Origin of the sequence: Streptomyces sp. NPDC098101 (assembly GCF_044760185.1) — a bacterium.
Classification (GTDB): domain Bacteria; phylum Actinomycetota; class Actinomycetes; order Streptomycetales; family Streptomycetaceae; genus Streptomyces.
In genome coordinates this window covers 420,836-439,787 of the sequence record NZ_JBIWAS010000006.1, presented here as the reverse complement: position 1 = coordinate 439,787, position 18,952 = coordinate 420,836, and the positions used below count along the sequence as shown (strand labels likewise).

Genomic DNA, 18,952 nt, shown 5'->3' with positions numbered 1-18,952 from the left:
TCGCGAGGGTCCTTCACTTCGTGACGTCGGGCGTCAACACACGGCGTCAACCTTGAGTTTCAACAAACGGCGGCGCGAGCCTACTACTGCATCGCGGCCATCCCGAAGGTGTGTCCGGGCTATTTTCAGCCTGTCGAGTGAGCGTTGATCATGAGATGTCCTGTTATTCGGGGAGTTGGGATCGGTCACTGTGGCGTAGGACACCTGATGACGTGCCACTCCGTCGGCCTGCGGAGATGGCTGGAAGTGTGCGTTCCACTCGCAGGGGGTCTCGCATTCACCCCTGAGGGGGCGAAACCTTTTCCCTCTGACGTGCGTCAATAGGTACGGGGAGGGTTCTGTCCGCGTAAAGGCGCTCACAACGGGCAGCCGTCCCTGAAGTCGTTCAGTGGTGGGGAGTGACAGGACAATGGAACACGAGGCGCGGTCGGCGCGGCAGTTGTGGGTGGAGGACGAGCGGGGCCGGCGTCGAATGCCCGACCCGGTGCGCGACGCCGCCGTACGGGCCGTGATGATCACATCGGTGACCCTCATCCAGGCGGTGGTGGCGTTCTTCTGCAGCCTCGCGGGCGCGTGGCTGGCGTTTCCGATCACCATCACGGCGGTGGTCTCGACGATCGTGGCCACGTGGAGCATCCTCGACGTCTGGATCACCCGTCAGGTCTGGCGCCAGCGCAACGGAGTGGTGTCGGAGCCGAGCAGCACGGCGCGTCCGTCGCTGCGGACGCGGCGGGACGAGGGCCGGACGGACGCGGTGCCGCTGTCCGAGGCGGCCTGAGGAAAACGCCGAACGGCCCGACCCCTGTATGGGGTCGGGCCGTTCTTCCGTTTCCGTACGGGTCCTCTACACGGCGTCCGTCGGGGCCGGGTCGTCGGACTGGTGGCGGCGGAACATCCGCGTCGCCGTGATCTCGCCGTGGACGGTCTCCCCCTCCGGGTCGGTCTGCGGAAGCCCCGGACGCAGGTGCTCCTCCACGCTGATGTACTTGAGCCCCGCCCGCAGGTCGGCGTCGTTGCGGAGGCGGATCACCAGCGGGAACTCGGCGAGCGCGGTCGTGTCGAACAGGCCCGTCGTGTACAGGAGCTGGACGCCGAGCGCGTCCGACACGGCCCGCTGGAGCTCCAGGAGGTACGTGGCGTTGGCGCGGCCGATCGGGTTGTCCAGGAACAGCGTGCCCGCGTGCCGGTGCTTGTCGCGGCCCCGGTCGTTGGAGCGGAGCGCCGCCATCGTGCAGTACAGGGCGATGGCGGCGGTGAGCAGCTGGCCGCCGGAGAAGACGTCGCCCATCTGCCCGACGGGGACCCGCTCGGCGCGCAGCACCGCGTCCGGCTTGAGGATCTCGACGGAGACGCCCTTGGGTTCGAGGGCCGCCTGCACGCCCCGCAGGAGCAGGGACATGCCGTCGCGCCGCAGGTCGGAGTTCTTCTTGACGGCGGCGCGGGTGGCCTCGTCGACGACCTCCCCGAGCCGCTCCGCGAGGGTGGCCTGGTCGGGCTCCTCGAAGCGGATCCGCAGGAACTCCTGGCCGGACCACTCGCCGAGGCCCTCGGGGAGCCGGGAGAGCCGCTGGGCCGAGCGCAGGGTCGCCAGGGAGGACTCCACGAGGCCGCGGAGCCGGTCCACGATCGAGTCCCGGTTGCGCTCCAGCTGCTCCAGCTCGTCGGTGAGGACCCGCAGCCGGGGCGCGAAGGCCTCGGCCCACTTGGCGGCGTGCTCGGGGAGCGCGGACGCCGGGAGTTCGCGGATCTGCTGGCGGGCCGGGGTGCGGACCTGCTCGTAGCGGGTGGAGTTGGCGTGCCGGACGAGGACGTCGCTCGCCTCGCGCACGGCCGCGTCGGCGGCGGACAGCTCGCCGGTCCGGCCGCGCAGCGCCCTGCGTGCCTCGGCGGCCGTCGTCCGGGCCTCCTCCAGGGTGCCGGGGTACGGCTCGGTCTCCTCCCGCTCCTCATCCGCGTGGTCGCGGAGCAGGTCCCGGAGGAGGGCGGCCGTCTCCTCGAAGCCGCCGGCCGCGTCCTCGGCGGCCCGGTGGTCCCGGAGCAGTCCGGCGTGGGCGGCGCGGGCCGACTCCAGGGCGGCGCTGCGGGAGGCGAGTTCGGCGGTGGCGGTGCGCAGGAGGGCCTGGGCGCGCTCGGCGTCGGCGGGGACCAGCTCCTCGGGCAGTTCGGTGTGCGTCCCGCCGTCCTCGGGGGCGAGGCGCTCGGCCTCGCCGCGGAGCCGGCCGAGCTTCTCGCTCGCCTCGGAGGCGCGGGTCTCCAGCATCTGGACCAGGGACTCGGCGCGGGCGGCGGCGGCCTGGCGGGACGGACCGTCGGCGCCGTCGGTGGACTCCAGGAGCTGTTCGGCGCGGGTGCGGACCTTGTTGGTGAGGCGGTTGAGCTCGGCGAGGGCGGCGGACTCGTCGCTCTCGGCGCGGGCCTGCTCGGCGCGCAGGTCGGCGCCGACGCCGACCTTCTCGTACAGCCGGGACGCGGCCCGGTAGGCCTCGCGGAGGGTGGGCAGGGCGGTGCGGGGCGCGGCCGGGTCGGCCTCGGGGAGCGGGTCGGGGGCGCCCGCGATCTCGGCGCGCTCGGCCCGCAGGGCGCGGGCGGTGCGGTGGGCGTCGTCGGCGGCGCGCTGGGCGGCGCGGCGGTCCTCGTCGGCAGCGCGGGCGCGCTCCAGACAGGTCTGGGCGCGGGCCTCTGACTCGGCGGCGTCGTCGGCGAGTTCGCGGAGCCTGGCCTGCCAGGCGGACCGCTCGCGCAGCCGGTACGCCAGGCCCGCGAGGGCGTCGGCGACCCGGCGGGCGCGCTGGGCGGCCTCCTGGCGCTCGTCGCGGACGCGGATCGCCTCGGCGGCGGTGTCGTCGGCCTCGGCGCGGGCCGTACGGGCCTCTTCGAGGGTCGCGGCGGCCGCTTCGGCGCTCTCGCGGGCTGCCGTGGCGGCCGCGGCGAGCTCGGCGAGCATCCCGGGCGGGCAGTCGGCGCGCCAGGCGCCGATCCGGGCGGCGAGGGAGCGGTCGGCGGCGAGGCGGCCGGCGAGGGCGCGGATCTCCTCGTCGCGGGCGGCGGCCCGCGCGCGCAGGGCGTGCCGCTCCTCGTCGGCCGCGTGCTCGTCGTGCATGGCCGGGTTCGGCGGTACGAGGAAGACGCCCGCGTCCTCGTCCCCCGACCGCGCCGGTACGGGGGCGAGCAGGGCGGCGGCGGTGCCGACGGCGACGGCGGAGCGGGGCAGCAGGGCGGCGGCGGCGAGGACCTCGCGGGCGCGTCCGTACGAGACGGGGTCGGTGATGACGACGCCGTCGACGAGTTCGGGGCGGGCGGCGAGCACGCGCGCGTGGTCGGCGGGGTCCACGGCCTGGGCGAGGTAGCGCCAGCCGGGGAGGGCGGGGATGCCGTGCTCGCCGAGGTGCTCGACGGTGGCGAGGACGTCGGGTCCCGGCGGCAGCAGGCCGCCGTCGCCGAGGGCGCCGAGGATCCGGGAGTCGTCGGCGGCGGCGGTGCGCAGTTCGAAGAGCTGTCGTTCGGCGGAGGAGACGGCCCCGTCGAGCAGGGACCGCAGTTCGTCGGCGTACCGGTCGAAGTCGGTGACGGTGAGCGGCCCGTGGGAGGCGGGCCCGGTGGGGTCCCCACCGGCCGGGGGCAGGCTCAGGAGTTCGGCGAGGCGCTCCTCGGAGGCGAGGGCCTCGGCGGCGCGGCGCTCCGCGTCGTGGGCGTTCCCGGCGGCCCCGGCCGCGTCGGCGGCGCGGGCGGCGGCGAGTTCGGCGCGGGACTCGGCCCCGGCGGCCTCGCGGGCGCGCTCGACGACGGCGGCGGCGGTCTCGCGGGCGGTGTCCCAGGCGGCGACCGCGGTCTTCTCGGCGTCGCTGGCGGCGAGCGCGGCGCGGGCCGGGTCGGCGTCGGGCGCGGTGTCGTCGAGCCAGCCGGCCCGTACGGCCTCGGCGGTCTCCTGCTCGACCTCGGCGAGCCGCTGGCGCAGGTGGCCGGCCTCGCTGCGGGCGCGCTGGGCCTCGGTCGCGGCGGCGGTGGCGTCGCGGTGGGCGGTCTCGCCCGCCTCCTGGAGGGCGGTCGAGCGCTCCTCCTCCTCGGCGGCGTGCCGCTCGCCCTCCTCGGCGGCGGCGGCGAGGGCCCGTACGAGGTCGGCGGCGGCCGTGGCGCGGGCGGCGAGGGCGGGGGCGGCGTCCCGCTCGGCCTCGCGGATGGCGGCGGCCACGCGCGCGGAGCGGTCGCCCGCGGCGCGGTGGCGGAGCACGGCCTCGGCGGCCTGCCAGGCGGAGTGCAGGGTGCGGGCGTCGGTGAGTTCGCGACGCTGGGAGGCGGCGCCCTTCTCGGCGGCGGCCAAGGCCAGGGAGGCGTGCCGGTAGGCGAGTTCGGCGGCGATGAGGGCGCTGCGGCCGCGGGCGTCCTCGGCCTCGGCGACGGCGTGGGCGGCGGAGGTGACCTGCTGGGCGAGTGCGGCGCCCCGGCCGCGCTCCTCGGCGGCGCGGGCGGAGAGCCGGCGGGCGAGGGTGCGGGTGCGGCGCTCGGCGGCGGTGTGGACCTCGCGCGCGTGGGTCCGGATTCCGGCGGCCTCGACGATCCGGTTCAGGAGGTCGACGGAGCCGGCCGTGAAGTCGCGTTCGGCGGTGAGTTCGGCGCGGCGGCCGAGCTTGTTGCCGAAGCCGCCGACGAGGTCGGCGAGGCCGTCGGTGTCCCGGGTGTCGGTGACGGCGCGCAGCAGCAGGTCGGTGAAGTCGGAGTCCTTCTTGACCGCGAAGAGGCCGGCGGCCTCGCCCTCGTCGGCGTTCATCTCGCGCTGGTAGCGGAAGAGTTCGGGGTCGAGGCCGAGTTCGCCGAGGTGCTCGTTCCAGCGGTCGTGGATCTCCTCCCAGACCACCTCCAGGTGCGGGTAGGCCTTGCCGGCCTCGGTCAGGGCGTCGCGGAAGCCCTTCATGGTGCGGCGGCGGCCGCGCGCGCCGGAGGCGCCCTCGGCGGGCGGGCGGACCGACGTGGCCTCGGCGACGGGGAGGTTGTCCAGGCTGAGGCCGGGCCCGGGGCGGAAGGAGTACCAGGCCTCAGCGAACTTCCTCGGGTCGTTGGAGACCTGGCGGCCGCGCCACTCGCTGGCCTTGCCCACGACGACGAGTTCACCGGTGAGGGTGTGCTGCCACTCCAGGGCGACGTGGCCGCAGTCGTCGGCGAGGAGGAACTTGCGGAGCACGCCGGAGCTGGCGCCGCCGAGGGTGTTGCGGTGGCCGGGGAGCATGACCGAGAAGATCAGCTTGAGGAGGACGGACTTGCCGCCGCCGTTCTCCAGGAAGAGCACGCCCGCGGGGGCCGGGCGGCGCGGCGGTCCGACCGGCTCGTCCTCGAAGAACTCCGCCTGGGTGGGGGCGGGGTGGGGCACCGGGGCGCCGACTCCGCGCAGGTCCAGGACCGTGTCGGCGTAGCGCGCGCCGGCGGGGCCGATGGAGTAGAGGCGGACCCGGGACAGCTCGTACATGGCGGGGACTCTCGTGCTGGGAAGGTCGGCGGGGCGGCGGGACCGCGCGCGTGGTGGACGGGGTCGGCGGGGCGGGCGGGTTCGGCGGTACGGACGGTGCCGGCCGGGCGGCCGGGGTCGGCGGGGCTACGAGTGGAACGGGAGGCCCGCGTCGGCCGCGAGCTCCAGGTCGTCGCCCTCGTGCGGCGGCAGAAGGGTCGCGGAGCCGTCGCTGACGGGGACGACGCCGAGTTCGAGGAGTTCGGCCATGGCGGCGGAGCCGGCCATGTCGCGGACCTGGAGCTGGTAGCGGGCGGTGGTGCGGTAGGAGCCGCCGCCCTCGTCGCCGGTGCGCTGGAGGAAGCCGGAGTCGGTGAGGAACGCGGCGGCCTTGCCGACGATGCCGGTGGTGGATCCGGCGAGTCTGCGGGCGTCCTTGGTGGCGCCGGTGGCGCTGCGGCGGGCGTAGGTCCGCCAGGCGGCCTCCAGGCCGGGGGCGTCGGAGGCCGGGTCGGTGTTCTCGCCCTCCTCCTCGGCGCGCTGCTCCAGGCGCAGGCAGGCCTGGCGCACGAAGGCGTCGACGCCGTTGACGGTGAACCGGCCGATGTACGCGTCGTCGGCGAGGTCCTCGGGCCGGGGGAAGGCCATGGCGGCGACGGCAAGGTGGGCCAGGCCGTGCAGGAACCGGTCGGCGGAGTCCGTGGAGGCGCGGCGGGCGTAGTCGCCCATGCGGACGGCGAAGACGGAGTCCTCGGCGGCGGTGACGGCCATCCCCGCGCGCGGGGAGACCTCCAGGACGACGAGGCCGAGGCCGGTGGCGACGGCGTCGGCGAGGCGCGCGAAGGCGGGGTCCTCGCGGTAGCGGCGCAGGAGGTCGGCGTATTCGGCGTCGCGGGCCGGGAGCAGCTTGGGCTGGAGCCCGAAGGAGACGAGCCGGGCCGCGTCGGCGGCGTCGGCGGGGGTGACCGCGGGGCCGCCGGACGCGGCCGGGACCTCCGGCCTGTTCCACGCGTCGGCGTGCGGGGCCTCCTGCTCGCTCCACGCGTCGGCGTGCTCGGCGTGGGTCTCGCTCACGGCTGGGGCTCCTCGGGACGGTTCTCGGTCGGTACGGCGGGCCGGGGTACGGGCAGCGGGACGGGGGTGACGGCGGCCGGGGCCGGGGCCCGCTCGGCGGCGGGCGCGGGCGGCCCGTCCGTGAGCCGCACGGCCCGTACGGAGGGAACGTCGCCCCGCCGCCGCGCGGCCCCGGAACGGGACGGCCCGGGCGCGAGGGGGACGGTGCCGAGACGGGGGCGGGTGCGGGGGGCCTGCGGCGCGGGGCCGGGATCGGGTGCCGCCGGTGCGGGGTCCGGGTCGAGTGCGGGGTCCTGCGCGGATGTGGGGTCCGGGTCGAGTGCCGGGTCCGGCACGGGTGCCGGAGCGGGGCGGTGGCCGGTCGCCGGGGCCTCCCCGGTGCCCGTCTCGGCCTCCCGGGCCGGCTCCGGTACGGACTCCGATGTCGGTTCCGGCGTCGTGGCTTCCGGCGTCGTGGCTTCCGGTCGTGGCGCGGGTACGGCGGTGGTTCCGGGGACGGCGGTGCCCGCCGGGGGTACCGGGACCTCCGGGATCGCCGGGTTCAGCAGATCGGCCGGGTCGGGCAGGTCGGCCGGTTCGAGCGCGTCGGCCGGGGCGGGGCCGGCCCCGTCGGTACGCGAGGTATCGGTACAGGAGGTCGGGGCGGGGGGTACGAGGGTCACGTCGCCTCCGTGCGGTCGGCGGCCATGCCCGCCGCGTCGAGGAGGGCCGTACCGACGATGAGGTCGGCGCCTCCGAACTCGTGGTCGTCGAGCGGGGTGCCGTCGTCGACGGCGAAGAGAAGCCGCTCCTCGCCCTGGCGGTAGGCGGTGCCGACCGGGGGGCTCGCCGCGTGGACGGCGAGGAGGGCCACGAGGTACGGCAGGTCGGGGTCGGTCGCGCGGGCCTCGGCGAGCAGGCCGGAGAGGCGGCGCGGGGCGTCGTGCTCCAGGTCGAGCAGGCGCATGGCCTGTCCGAGCTGCTCCTCGCTGAAGCGGGAGTCGTCGGGGGTGGCGATCAGGTCGGGCTCGGGCATCTCCGCGCCCAGGTGCTCGCGCTCGACGGGCGGGGTGAGCAGCAGGTCGACCAGGTCGCCGAGGCGGACGGAGGCGGGGGTGCGCAGTCCGGTGCCGTGGGCGAAGAAGGCGTCGGTGGCGCGGGTGGCCTGCTCGACGGGGAGCGTGAGGAGCGGGGCGACCAGCTGCCCGTACAGGTCGAGTCCGGTGTACGCGGCGGGGGCGGCGAAGGCCTGGCGGTCCTGCTCGGCGCGGAAGAGCGGTCCGGCCTCCAGGAGGCGGGACTGGAGCTGGGTGTGGCGCCGGATGCAGTCCTTGACGATGTCGACGAGTTCGGCGGCGCGCCGCTTGTGCTCGGCCGTCTTCGCGTCGGTGGCGGCCTCGGCCTCGTCGCGCGCCCGGCGGATGTTGGTGAGGATCGCGTTCTCGTGGCGGTAGCGGTCGGCCACGTGGTCGAGCGCCTCGGCGATCATGTCGGGGACCGTCTGGAGCCAGTCGACGGCGCGGACGTTGCGCCGGGTGGCCTCCAGGGTCCTGCGGAGCGTCTCGGCGTACTGCACGGTCCGGTAGCGGGCCTGCTCGGCGGCGAGTTGGGCGTCGGCGAGGCGGCCCCGGTTGATGAGGACCTCCAGCTTCACCTCGGCGGCGATCTGGGCGCTGGTGACGTCGGTGTCGAGGGCTCCGACGAGGACGTTGACCGCTTCGTCGGTGGTGCGGAGGTAGACCCCGCCGCCGTATCCCGGGACCTCCTCGACGAGTTTGAAGTCGTAGTCCCTGCGGACGTAGACGCCGTCGGTGCCGAAGGTGCCGTAGACGGCGCGGAAGCCGCGGTCGACGCTGCCGACGTTGATCAGGTTCTCCAGGACCCAGCGGGCCACGCGCTCGTGCTCGGCGGCGGGGCGGTCGGGGGCCTGGGCGGCGACGCGGGGCAGCAGGCGGGCGACTATCTGCTCGTGGTCGGCGCCGGTGTCGAAGTCCATGTTCAGGGTGATGAGGTCGATCGCGGCGAGGGCCACCTCGGCCATCGCGTAGACCGTGTACTCGCCGGCCAGGTTCGCCTTGCGGGCGTCCAGGTCGTGCAGCGGGGCGGTGCACGCGAGCGCGCGGAGCCGCCGCGCGAGCCCTTCGTCGGCGGCCGGGCCCTGCGCGGGCCGCGGCCCCGCGCTGAGCTGGGGCGGAGCGAGGTCCGTCGAGGCAGGCGAAGTCACGGTGCACAGATTAGGTCCTCACCCTGACAACGGTCGAAACAGTGCGGATACGCCCGGACCCCCGGGGTCAGCGGCGGGCGCCCGGCGGGGTGCCGGAGGCCCGGCCGCAGGCGTCCGCGACCCGGGCGCGGGAGTCGTCGAGGTAGCGGGCGAGGAGGCGTTCCGCCGTGCCTCGCTCACCGGCGCGCAGGGCACCCAGGATCTCCCCGTTCCGCGCGAGGAACGGCTCGTGGAGGGCGCGGGGGTCCGCCACGAGGTGGAGGGCTAGGCGGAGTTCGGCGAGGACGCCGCGCATCAGTTCGTCGGTGCGGGGGCTGCCCGCGAGGGCGACGAGTGCGCGGTGGAAGTGGATGTTGGCCGTGGAGACGCCGTTCCAGTCGCCGGCGCGGGCGGCGGTCTCGCCCGCCGCGACGGCGGCGGCGAGGCCGTCGAGGGGGAACGGCGGCCGTCCCAGGCCCCGGACGACGGCGCACTCGACGAGCGCGCGGGTGCGGTAGATGTCGGCCACGTCGTCGGCGTCGAGGACGCGGACGAAGACGCCCCGGTTCAGTTCGTGGACGAGGAGGCGCTCGTGGGTGAGGAGGCGGAAGGCCTCCCGCAGGGTGTTGCGGGACACGCCGAGGGCGCCGCCGATGGCGTCCTCGGAGAGCCGGGTGCCGGGCGGGAACCAGCCCTCGGCGACGCGGGTGCGCAGGATGTCCGCGACTCGCTCCGCGGTGCTCGTGCGGCCGAGCAGCGCGCGGTCGTCCGCCAGGTCCCCGGCCCTGTCCTCCGCCCGTTCCGCCACGGCGCTCCCTCCCTCTCCGCTCTTCGCCGGTCCGACCACGAAGGAAGCCGACCACGAAGAAAGCCAACCGCACGGAAAGCCGACCGCACGGAAAGCCGACCGCACGGAAAGCCGACCGCACCGGAACCGACCGCACGGCAGTCAATCGCACGGAGGGGGCGGAGCGACAGACTTCTTGTCGGATCGTTCAACGATCCTCTACGTTGAAAGCGTCCCATGGTCCCGCCGTGCCCGCGTGGGCACGCCCCGTCCCGCGAGGCACAGATGAGCACGAACCGGGTGTCGATCGACCTCAACGCCGATCTCGGCGAGGGCTTCGGCCGCTGGACCCTGACCGACGACGAGGAACTCCTGTCCGTGGTCACCAGCGCCAACGTGGCCTGCGGCTTCCACGCCGGGGACGCGGCCACCATGCGGCGGGTGTGCGAGCTGGCCGCCGCGCGCGGGGTGCGGATCGGGGCCCAGGTGTCCTACCGGGACCTGGCCGGCTTCGGGCGGCGGTCGATGGACGTCCCGGCGGCGGAGCTGGCCGCCGAGGTGGCGTACCAGATCGGCGCCCTGGAGGTCTTCGCCCGGGCGGCGGGCTCCCGGGTCGCGTACGTGAAGCCGCACGGCGCGCTCTACAACCGGGTGGTCGGGGACGCGGAACAGGCGGCGGCGGTCGTCGAGGGCGTACTGCTCGCGGACCGGACGCTGCCGGTCCTGGGGCTGCCCGGGTCCCGGCTGCACGAGGCCGCCGCGGCGGCCGGGCTCCCGGTCGTCGCCGAGGCCTTCGGCGACCGGGCCTACCGGGCGGACGGCTCCCTGCTGCCGCGCGGGCGGGAGGGGGCGGTCGTCACCGATCCCGCCGAGGTCGTGGAGCGGTCGCTGGCCCTGGCCCGGCTCGGGACGGTCACCGCGCACGACGGGACCCCCGTGGCCGTCCGGGCCCGGTCGCTCTGTCTGCACGGGGACACCCCGGGCGCGGTGGAGCTCGCCCGGCGGGTCCGGGAGGGCCTCGAATCCTCCGGGGTGCGGGTGGAGGCCTTCGCATGAGCGGGAGGCGTTCCCCGGACCCACGCGTGCGCGTGCTGCGCGTGGGCGAGCGGGCGCTGCTCGTGGAGCTGGACGGCGGCGCCGAAACGGAGGCGTTCCACGCCGAGGTGCTGCGCCGGCGGGCGGCCGGCGCCCTCACCGGCGTACGGGAGGTCGTGCCGGCGGCGCGGACCGTGCTGCTCGACGGGGTGACGAACCCGGACCGGCTCGCGGCCGAGCTCCCGGAGTGGGAGGTGGGGCCGCTCTCCGCGCGCGTGGAGCGGGTCGTGGAGGTGCCGGTCCGCTACGACGGGCCCGATCTGGCGGAGGTCGCCGCGTGCTGGGGCGTGTCCGTCGAGGAGGCGGTGCGGATCCACACGGCGGCCGACTTCCGGGTCGCCTTCTGCGGGTTCGCGCCGGGCTTCGGCTATCTGACGGGGCTCGGCGAGCGGTACGAGGTCCCCCGGCGGGCCACCCCGCGCACCGCCGTCCCGGCCGGCTCGGTCGCCCTGGCCGGGCCGTACACGGGCGTCTATCCGCGCTCCTCCCCCGGCGGCTGGCAGCTGATCGGCACCACGGACGCGGCCCTCTGGGACACCGGACGGGACCCGGCGGCGCTGCTCTCCCCCGGCACCCGGGTCCGGTTCACGGCGGAGGGCCCCGGCCCGGGAGGCGGGCGATGACGGGCAGGGCCGTCGACGTGGTCCGGCCGGGGGCGCTGACCACCGTACAGGACCTGGGACGCCCGGGGTACGCGCACCTGGGCGTGGTCCGTTCGGGCGCGCTCGACCCGGCGGCCGCGCGGCTCGTCAACCGGCTCGTGGGCAACGCGGAGGGGGCGGCGGTCCTGGAGACCACCGTCGACGGGTGTGCGGTGCGGCCCCGGTGCGCGGTGACCGTGGCGGTGGGCGGCGCGCCCTGCCCGGTCCGGGTGGACGGGCGCCCGGCGGCCTGGGGCACGGCGGTCCGGGTGGCGGCCGGATCGGTGGTCGAGGTCGGCACGGCGGCGCGGGGGCTGCGGGCGTACGTGGCGTTCGGCGGCGGGATCGAGGTCGAGCCGGTGCTCGGCAGCCGCTCCACCGACCTGCTGTCCGGCCTCGGCCCGGCGCCCCTGGCGCGGGGGACGGTCCTGCCGCTGGGCGCGGACGGGACGGTAAGGACGCCGGTCGACGCGCCTCCCTGGCCGGGGCCGCCGGACGCGCTCGTCCTGCGGGTGCGGCTCGGGCCCCGCGACGACTGGTTCACCCCCGGCGCCCTGCGCACCCTCGCCACGCGCGCGTACCGGGTGTCCCCGGCGAGCAACCGGATCGGGCTGCGGCTCGAAGGGCCGGCCCTGGAGCGGTCCGTGACGGGGGAGCTGGCGAGCGAGGGCATGGTGCTCGGCGCGGTCCAGGTGCCGCCGGACGGGCGCCCGGTGGTCTTCCTCGCGGACCATCCGACGACCGGGGGCTATCCGGTCGTCGGGGTCGTCCGGGAGGCCGACCTGGGCGCGGCGGCCCAGGCGGTGCCGGGGACGGCGGTGCGGTTCGTGCCGGTGCGGTGAACGGGGCGGCCCCGTCTTCGCGCGCGTGGCGCCCCCTCACCGGATGTCGTGTCGTGTCGTGCTCTACGCCGTCGCCCCGTCCTCGCGCGCGTGGCGCCCCCGGTTCACCGGCCGGGCGCCCCCGGGGCGGGGAGGGCGTCGTGGGCGCGGAGGAAGGCGGTGACGGAGCGGTCCCAGGCGAAGCCCTCCGCACGCGCGCGTGCGGCCCGGCGGCGGACGGTCTCCGGGACGGCGAGGAGGCCCTGGACGCCGGAGGCGAAGGCCGCCGGGGTGTCGGCGGCCACCCCGGCCGTGCCGACGACCTCCGGGAGGGCCGAGGAGGCGCTGACCACGACCGGAGTGCCGCAGGCGAGGGCTTCGAGGGCGGAGAGGCCGAACGTCTCGGCGGGCCCCGGCGCCAGGCAGACGTCGGCCGCCGCCTGGAGGTCGGCCAGGTCCTCCCGGTCGGCGAGGTGCCCGACGAACCGCACCGGGAGGCGCCGCTCGCGCGCCCGCCGCTCCAGGCCGGCCCGCAGCGGCCCGTCGCCCGCGACCACGAGCGCCGCCGCGATCCCCGCGCCGCGCAGCTCCTCCAGGGCGTCCAGGGCCGTGCCGGGCCGCTTCTCGACGGAGAGGCGCGAGCACAGCAGGAGCAGCACCCGCTGCCCGTCCGCGTACCGGGCCCGCGTCGCGGCGTCGCGGCGGCCGGGCCGGCAGTGGTCCAGGTCGACGCCGAGCGGGGCCCGTACGACGTTGCGGGCCCCGACCCGTACGAACTCGCGCTCCGCCCACTCCGTCGTGCAGACGATCCGGGCGAACGCCCAGGCGGTGCGGCGGTTGAGCCGGTCGGCCGCGCGGGCCGCGAGGGCGGGCGGCACGCCCCAGGTGCGCAGGACCCCGTCGGCGGTCTCGTGGGAGACCATGACCGACGGCACGCGGGCGCGTCGCGCCCACTCGCCCGTCCACCGCAGGGTCGTGCGGTCCGAGACCTCGATCCGGTCGGGGGCGAGCTCGTCGAGGAGGCGGGCGACCCGGCGCCGGTCGGCGAGGACCCGGTAGCCGCCGGTGCCGGGCAGCACGGGGCCGGGGAGGGTGACGATCCGGCCCTGCGCGGTGCGGCGGTCGCTCGCGGCCTCGCCGGGGACGACGAGGACCGGTTCGTGCCCGGCCGCCAGGTAGCCGCGGCCGAGCCGGTCGAGGGCGGTGCGGAGGCCGCCGGAGGTGGGGGTCACGAAGTTGGCGAGCCGCACGATCCGGAGCCCGTCGCGGCCGACCCGGGCGTCCGTACGCGTACGCGTGGCCGTGGTCGTCGCCGTGGCCGTCGTGCGGGTGCCGTTCACGCCGCCACCGCCGTCCGCTCGCGCAGGACCTCCCGATAGTGGCCGATCAGTTCGTCGCCCAGGGCCTCCCAGGTGCGGTCCCCGACGGCGGCCCGGCCGGCCCGGCCCTGGGCGGCGCGCAGGTCCGGGGCGGCGGCGAGCGCGGCGACGGCGTCGCGCAGGGCGTCCGGGTCGCCCGGGGGCACGAGGAGGCCGGTGAGGCCGTGGCCGACCAGGTCCAGGGGCCCGCCGACGGCCGGGGCGACCACCGGCACCCCGCTGGCCATGGCCTCCTGGACGGTCTGGCAGAAGGTCTCGTACGGTCCGGTGTGGGCGAAGACGTCGAGCGAGGCGAAGATCCGGGCGAGGTCGGCGCCGGTGCGGCGGCCCAGGAACCGGGCGCCCGGCAGGGCGGTGCGCAGCGCGGGCCCGCTCGGGCCGTCCCCGACGACCACGACCCGTACGCCGGGGAGCCCGCAGACCCCGGCGAGCAGGTCGACGCGCTTCTCGGGGGCGAGGCGGCCCACGTAGCCGACGAGGAGTTCGCCGTCCGGGGCGAGGGCGCGGCGCAGGGCGGCGTCGCGCAGTCCGGGACGGAAGCGGAGGGTGTCGACCCCGCGGCCCCAGAGCCGGACGCGGCCGACGCCGTGGGCCTCCAGGTCGCGCAGGGCGGCGGTGGACGGGGCGAGGGTGCGGTCGGCGGCACCGTGCACGGCGCGCAGGCGGCGCCAGGCCGCGCCCTCGCCGGTTCCCACGTACGTGCGCGCGTATCCGGCGAGGTCCGTCTGGTAGACGGCGACGGCGGGGATGCCGAGCCGGGCGGCGGCCGTCATCCCGCGCGCTCCGAGGACGAACGGTCCGGCGAGGTGGACGAGGTCGGCGCGGTGCGCGGCGATGGCCGCGGCGACCCGGCGGCTGGGCAGGGCGACCCGTACCTGCGGATAGCCGGGCAGGGGCAGGGAGGGCACCCGGACGACGGCGCAGGGGGCGTCGGCGTCCGCCGCCGGGTCGGCGACGGCGGGGGCGATGACGAGCGGGACGTGGCCCCGCCGGACGAGGTGGCGCGCGGTCTGCAGGGCGCAGTGCGCCACACCGTTGACGTCGGGAGGGAAGGATTCGGTGACGATGACGACACGCATACGGGTGTTGTCGTCGCACCCGGCGTGTCCCCGCCGAAGTCGATCTGGACGGGGGGAGAACGTCCCGTGAGCGTTTCCCCGCGGGACCCCTGCCGGGGGCGCGAGGGCCCCGGGCGGCGGGCCCCGCTGTGGAGGCCCCGCCCGGCCGGGGCCCCGGGCGCCCGCAGGTGCCCCCGAGCCCTCAGACCTGCAGGTCCGGCCCTATCCGGTTGCGCACCGCCAGCTGGACCTCGACCTCCTCGGCCGGGTCGGCGGCGAGGCGGCGGAGGCGTTCGGCGACGCGGATGTCGCCGGTCTCGGCGTGCTGGGCCGCGACCTCGCGGGTGGTCTCCTCGCAGTCCCAGAGGCACTCGACGGCGAAGCCGGTCGCGAAGGTGGGATCGGTGGCCGCGAGGGCGCGGGCCGTGCGGCCGCGCAGCTGGGAGGAGGCCGTCTCCCGGTAGACATGGCGCAGCACGGGCGCCGCGCAGGCGATGCCGAGGCGCCCCGCCCCGTCGACGAGGCAGGCGAGTTCGGGGGCGTCGGGGCCCTGGGAGCGTACGGTCTCGCGCAGCGCGCCGAGGACGGAGGGGGAGTCCTCGGCGCCGCCGCGGCAGGCCAGTACCTCGGCGGCGGCGGCGCCGAGCTCGTCGGTGCGCCGGACCCACGCGCGGGCGCGGGCGACCGCGTCCTCGCCGCACATGCGGCGGTAGGCGGCGACGGCGGCCTCGGCGACCGCGCGGGAGGCGCCGTCGGCGGCGTGCTCGACGAGGTCGAGGACGGCGGGGTCCCCCGACTCGGCGAGGTGGTGGAGGGCGGCGCCCCGGGCCCCCTCCGCGCCGTCGCGGGCGGCGGCGAGGAGCTCGGGCCGGTCCTCGGGTCCGGCGACGGCGGTGAGGCAGCGGGCGGCGGGGCCGTAGAGGACGGCACCGCGCTCGTACCCCTCCTGCGCCCAGTCGAGGACGGCGCGCACGCTCCAGCCGGGGCGGGGCCCGGTGGGGCGCATCTGGCGCTGCCAGCGGTCGAAGGAGCCCTGCTCCATGGCGGCCCTGACGCGGGGGCCCACGGTGTCGCGCCGGTCCTCGGCCCACAGCCGCCAGGGCCGGGGCTCGAAGGCGTCGCGCACGGTGCGGGCCAGCTCGGCGTCGCCCTCCGCGTCGGCCGCGAAGCGGGCCAGTACGGGCGGGGCGAGCGCGCGGAGTCCGGCGTCGTCGTCGCGGAGGGCCAGCTCGTCCAGGGCCCAGGCCCAGTTGGTGCCGGTCGCGGCGTAGCGCCGGAGCAGCAGCAGGGCGTCCTGGCGTCCGTAGGAGGCGAGGTGGCCGAGGACGGCGAGCGCGAGCCCGGTGCGGGACTCCTCGGTGTCGAGGTGGTCCTCGGCGCCGAAGAGGTGCGCCTCGATCTCCTCCAGACCTCCGTGGAGGTCCAGGTAGAGACGGGCGTAGTAGAGGGAGCGGTTCTCGACCTGCCAGTCGTGGCGGGGGTCGTCGAGAACGCAGTGGGCGAGGGCCGCGAGGGCCTCGGCGCGCGGCGCGGCGAGGGCGTGCAGGGTGCCGTCGCCGCGGCCCCGCTGCAGCAGGCCGAGCAGGGTGCCGCTCGGCGCTATGACTGGATCGAACATGGGGAGACGCCTCACATCAAGCTGTCGACACGACCGGGGGATGCCGGGATGACCGGGATGAACCGGGTCAGGCGGTACATCGGTGTACGCCTAGGCCGTGCGGCGACATGTCGGGCCGCTCGTCGTCCTGCGCTTGCCAGTGACCATCTTCCTCTGCCTCTCGTCGGTGGCCCGTTTCGCCGGGTCCGACGTCATGATGACCCACCCATTTCGCCACCGCGACCACATTTACGACGCCGCCTCACCTGGGGTTCAGCGTCCGTTCACCGGGTCCCGAAGAGTTCCAGGAGTTCGGCCCTGCCGAACATCCGGGCGGTGTCGACGGCGGACGGAGTCCCCGACTCCGGATTCGCGCCGCCGGCCAGGAGCGCGCGGATCACGTCCTCCTGGCCCTTGAAGACGGCGCCGGCGAGCGGGGTCTGGCCGCGGTCGTTGGCGCGGTCGGCGTCGGCGCCCCGCTCCAGGAGGGCGGAGACCGCGGCGGCGTGGCCGTGGTAGGCGGCGAGCATGACGAGCGAGTCGCCCCGGTCGTTGGTGAGGTTCGCGGGGACGCCCGCGTCGACGTAGGCGGCGAGGGCTTCGGCGTCCCCCGTGCGCGCGAGGCCGAAGACCTTCGACGCCAGCTCGATGACCTCGGGGTCGGGAGTCTCGCTCATCGGGTGGACCGCCTCTCTCCTGTGGTGTCGGGCCGTGCACGGCGAGCGCGGCCGTACGGGTGAATCGACAGGGTACTGCCCGTTCGGGGACATGACCCTGTGCGACCGAGGCAAAGATCACGGCGTCCCGTTCTTCTCCGATCCCCCTTTAGCGCACCCCGGGCGTTTCGCCACCCGGCCGTGCGTCCGCCGTCCGCCGGTCAAGTGAAATCACCCGTTTTTCACTCCAATGCACCTTTAGTCACATAGATACTTGCGGTGAACCTGGAAGAACTCATGGTGACTGTCCCCTCAACCAGGAGAACAACCAATGATCCTGTCCATCTCAGGCGTGGTCCTGCTCGGCATCATCTGCTTCCTGTTCTTCAAGAAGGACGGACTCAAGGCCTCCCACGCCCTCGTCTGCTCGCTGTTCGGCTTCTACCTCGCGGGCACGGCCATCGCCCCGAGCATCACGGCGGGCGGCCAGAGCCTCGCCGGTCTCCTGGGCGGGATCAAGTTCTGACGCCCCTCAGCCCCTTCCACCACTTCAGGAGTACGACGTGGCCCGGCGACCACTCCCCCGCATTCTGAGCAGCGGCAGCGCGCAGATCGCCCGCAGTCGAGAGATCGCGCGCACGGCCGCCGACAGCGCCACCGATGTGCTCCATCCGCTGATCACGGTCTCCCGCGGTCTGCGGAAGCTGGCCGCGTCCGCGCGCGCCAAGTGGGCCGCGACCCCCAAGGAGCGGCGTGGTCCCACGCTGTTCCTGGTCGCGGCCTGCGTCCTGGTCGTCGCCCTCCTGCCGTACGGGCCGCTCCTCGCGCTCGTCGGGCTCATGGGCGCCGCCGCGTGGAAGGGGCGCGAGCGTCCGGTCGTCAAGACCGGTCCCGACGAGGCGGAGACCGCCCGCCTCAAGGGCCTGTACGAGGCGCTCGTGCCGTACTTCTCCGTCCCCGAGGATCCCTCCCCGCTCTTCTCCCACGGGGGCGACTGGAGCGGACCCTTCGGGGAGTACGCCTTCGACGAGGACGGGCGTCTCACCCGGCTGCGGATCGCGTACCCCCCGTACTTCGCCGACGGCGAGCCGGCCGCGCGCGCCCGCGTCGAGCAGTTGCTGCACGCCAAGTCGGGGCGCGGGCGCGAGTACCGCTTCGACTGGGACGAGGAGGACAACCGGCTCGTCCTGAGCGTGCTGCCCGCGCTGTCCACCGCCGTCGCCGCCCAGCGCTTCGTGACCGTGCCGGGCGAGACCGTCCTCGGCTTCACCGACGCCGACGCCGTGCAGCGGACCGTGCCGGTGGTCTCGGCGGACGGCACGGAGGACGCCCCGGCCGTGGTCTGGCGCACCGGTCCCCGCTCCACCGAGCCGCACCTGCTGGCCGTGGGCCGGCCGGGCAGCGGCACCACCTCCCTGCTGCGCTCGATCGCGCTCCAGGCGCTCCCCCACGGCGACGTCCTGATCGTCGAGGGCGGCGGCACCGGCGAGTACGCGTGCCTGGCCGGCCGGGCCGGGGTCCTCGCCGTCGAGTGCGGGCCCTCCGGCGCCCTGACGAGCCTGGAGTGGGCGGCGCACGAGACCGAGCGGCGGCTGATCGCCACGAACCAGGCCCGGCAGGCGGGCCTGCCCGCACCCGAGGACACCCGGCGTCCGCTGTGGATCCTGCTCGACCGGCCGGGCGTCCTCGGCCACCTGGCCGCCGCCGACGGCCGCCCCGACCCGCAGGAGCTGCTCCGGGTGCCGCTGCGGCACGGGCGGGCGGCGCAGGTGACGGTGGTGGTGGCCGAGCAGTTCGACCACGTGGACATGCTGAGCGAGGCGGTACGGAGCCACACCGGGGCCCGGGTCGTCCTCGGCCCCGCCTCGCCGGGCCAGATCGAGGCCGTCCTCGGCGTCCCGCCGCACACCACGCCGACGCCCGACGTTCCCGCGGGCCGGGGCTACGCGCGCCTGGGCACCGGTCCGGTGCTGCGGCTCCAGGTGCCGGCGACGCCCGACCCGTACGACGACGCGACGAGCGACGCGCACCGCCAGGCGGTCCTGGACCTCCTCCCGGAGCGGAACCCGGCCGTGCCCGCGGCGCCCACGGCCCCGCCCGCACCCGCTCCCGCCCCCGTTCCCACGGTGGTGATCGAGAAGATCCCCGTCACCGCCCCCGAACCGGCCCCGGCGGCGGGTCCGGGCCCGCTCCACGCCCCGGTCCCCGCCGAGGGCTGAGCGCCG

At 76.3% G+C, this 18,952-nt stretch carries 15 protein-coding genes; 6 read left to right on the top strand and 9 right to left on the bottom strand.

Going from position 1 to position 18,952, the window contains the following annotated elements:
• Positions 1 to 409 precede the first annotated feature (409 nt).
• On the top strand, positions 410 to 778 hold the full coding sequence (locus ACIQVI_RS27505; protein ID WP_403600513.1) for a hypothetical protein: 369 nt from the start codon (positions 410 to 412) through the stop codon (positions 776 to 778).
• Between the two features lie 66 nt (positions 779 to 844).
• Here ACIQVI_RS27505 and ACIQVI_RS27500 read toward each other — a convergent pair whose 3' ends face one another.
• From ACIQVI_RS27500 to ACIQVI_RS27480, 5 genes are all read right to left on the bottom strand, one after another.
• Entirely contained in the window at positions 845 to 5,458 is a 4,614-nt protein-coding gene (locus tag ACIQVI_RS27500; RefSeq protein WP_403600510.1) for a hypothetical protein, read from the bottom strand.
• A gap of 126 nt (positions 5,459 to 5,584) precedes the next feature.
• Positions 5,585 to 6,511, bottom strand: coding sequence for a hypothetical protein (locus ACIQVI_RS27495; protein ID WP_403600507.1), 927 nt, complete (start codon positions 6,509 to 6,511; stop codon positions 5,585 to 5,587).
• Positions 6,508 to 7,173, bottom strand: a complete 666-nt coding sequence (locus tag ACIQVI_RS27490) for a hypothetical protein (RefSeq protein WP_403600504.1) — start codon at positions 7,171 to 7,173, stop codon at positions 6,508 to 6,510. The genes ACIQVI_RS27495 and ACIQVI_RS27490 overlap by 4 nt, the downstream gene beginning before the upstream one ends.
• Positions 7,170 to 8,714, bottom strand: a complete 1,545-nt coding sequence (locus tag ACIQVI_RS27485; RefSeq protein ID WP_351970752.1) for a hypothetical protein — start codon at positions 8,712 to 8,714, stop codon at positions 7,170 to 7,172. Before ACIQVI_RS27485 ends, ACIQVI_RS27490 begins: the two co-directional genes overlap by 4 nt.
• Before the next feature lie 67 nt (positions 8,715 to 8,781).
• On the bottom strand, positions 8,782 to 9,501 hold the full coding sequence (locus ACIQVI_RS27480) for a GntR family transcriptional regulator (protein ID WP_403600500.1): 720 nt from the start codon (positions 9,499 to 9,501) through the stop codon (positions 8,782 to 8,784).
• Between the two features lie 264 nt (positions 9,502 to 9,765).
• Between ACIQVI_RS27480 and ACIQVI_RS27475 the strand changes: the two genes are divergently transcribed.
• The 3 genes from ACIQVI_RS27475 to ACIQVI_RS27465 are packed head-to-tail and all read left to right on the top strand — an operon-like array spanning position 9,766 to position 12,058.
• Complete coding sequence (locus ACIQVI_RS27475) at positions 9,766 to 10,536, top strand: LamB/YcsF family protein (RefSeq protein WP_403600496.1); 771 nt, start codon at positions 9,766 to 9,768, stop codon at positions 10,534 to 10,536.
• Entirely contained in the window at positions 10,533 to 11,198 is a 666-nt protein-coding gene (pxpB, locus tag ACIQVI_RS27470) for a 5-oxoprolinase subunit PxpB (protein ID WP_403600493.1), read from the top strand. The genes ACIQVI_RS27475 and pxpB overlap by 4 nt, the downstream gene beginning before the upstream one ends.
• Positions 11,195 to 12,058 (top strand): biotin-dependent carboxyltransferase family protein, encoded by an 864-nt coding sequence (locus tag ACIQVI_RS27465; RefSeq protein ID WP_403600490.1) that lies wholly within the window; start codon positions 11,195 to 11,197, stop codon positions 12,056 to 12,058. The genes pxpB and ACIQVI_RS27465 overlap by 4 nt, the downstream gene beginning before the upstream one ends.
• 104 nt (positions 12,059 to 12,162) lie before the next feature.
• Here ACIQVI_RS27465 and ACIQVI_RS27460 read toward each other — a convergent pair whose 3' ends face one another.
• The 4 genes from ACIQVI_RS27460 to ACIQVI_RS27445 all read right to left on the bottom strand — a co-directional run bounded on the left by ACIQVI_RS27460 (position 12,163) and on the right by ACIQVI_RS27445 (position 16,748).
• Complete coding sequence (locus tag ACIQVI_RS27460; RefSeq protein WP_403600585.1) at positions 12,163 to 13,290, bottom strand: glycosyltransferase; 1,128 nt, start codon at positions 13,288 to 13,290, stop codon at positions 12,163 to 12,165.
• A gap of 83 nt (positions 13,291 to 13,373) precedes the next feature.
• On the bottom strand, positions 13,374 to 14,495 hold the full coding sequence (locus ACIQVI_RS27455; RefSeq protein ID WP_403600487.1) for a glycosyltransferase family 4 protein: 1,122 nt from the start codon (positions 14,493 to 14,495) through the stop codon (positions 13,374 to 13,376).
• Between the two features lie 181 nt (positions 14,496 to 14,676).
• Complete coding sequence (locus tag ACIQVI_RS27450) at positions 14,677 to 16,092, bottom strand: HEAT repeat domain-containing protein (RefSeq protein WP_403600484.1); 1,416 nt, start codon at positions 16,090 to 16,092, stop codon at positions 14,677 to 14,679.
• Positions 16,093 to 16,355: 263 nt separating this feature from the next.
• Positions 16,356 to 16,748, bottom strand: a complete 393-nt coding sequence (locus tag ACIQVI_RS27445) for an ankyrin repeat domain-containing protein (RefSeq protein WP_121828819.1) — start codon at positions 16,746 to 16,748, stop codon at positions 16,356 to 16,358.
• Between the two features lie 310 nt (positions 16,749 to 17,058).
• Between ACIQVI_RS27445 and ACIQVI_RS27440 the strand changes: the two genes are divergently transcribed.
• Positions 17,059 to 17,253 (top strand): hypothetical protein, encoded by a 195-nt coding sequence (locus ACIQVI_RS27440; RefSeq protein ID WP_030215129.1) that lies wholly within the window; start codon positions 17,059 to 17,061, stop codon positions 17,251 to 17,253.
• A 37-nt stretch (positions 17,254 to 17,290) separates the two neighbouring features.
• Positions 17,291 to 18,946, top strand: coding sequence for a hypothetical protein (locus tag ACIQVI_RS27435; protein WP_403600480.1), 1,656 nt, complete (start codon positions 17,291 to 17,293; stop codon positions 18,944 to 18,946).
• Positions 18,947 to 18,952 lie beyond the last annotated feature (6 nt).

Coding starts and splice junctions, on each gene's coding strand:
- ACIQVI_RS27505 (WP_403600513.1), top strand. CDS start 410: ATGGAACACGAGGCGCGGTCGGCGCGGCAGTTGTGGGTGGAGGACGAG.
- ACIQVI_RS27440 (WP_030215129.1), top strand. CDS start 17,059: ATGATCCTGTCCATCTCAGGCGTGGTCCTGCTCGGCATCATCTGCTTC.
- ACIQVI_RS27475 (WP_403600496.1), top strand. CDS start 9,766: ATGAGCACGAACCGGGTGTCGATCGACCTCAACGCCGATCTCGGCGAG.
- ACIQVI_RS27450 (WP_403600484.1), bottom strand. CDS start 16,092: ATGTTCGATCCAGTCATAGCGCCGAGCGGCACCCTGCTCGGCCTGCTG.
- ACIQVI_RS27455 (WP_403600487.1), bottom strand. CDS start 14,495: ATGCGTGTCGTCATCGTCACCGAATCCTTCCCTCCCGACGTCAACGGT.
- ACIQVI_RS27465 (WP_403600490.1), top strand. CDS start 11,195: ATGACGGGCAGGGCCGTCGACGTGGTCCGGCCGGGGGCGCTGACCACC.
- ACIQVI_RS27500 (WP_403600510.1), bottom strand. CDS start 5,458: ATGTACGAGCTGTCCCGGGTCCGCCTCTACTCCATCGGCCCCGCCGGC.
- pxpB (WP_403600493.1), top strand. CDS start 10,533: ATGAGCGGGAGGCGTTCCCCGGACCCACGCGTGCGCGTGCTGCGCGTG.
- ACIQVI_RS27445 (WP_121828819.1), bottom strand. CDS start 16,748: ATGAGCGAGACTCCCGACCCCGAGGTCATCGAGCTGGCGTCGAAGGTC.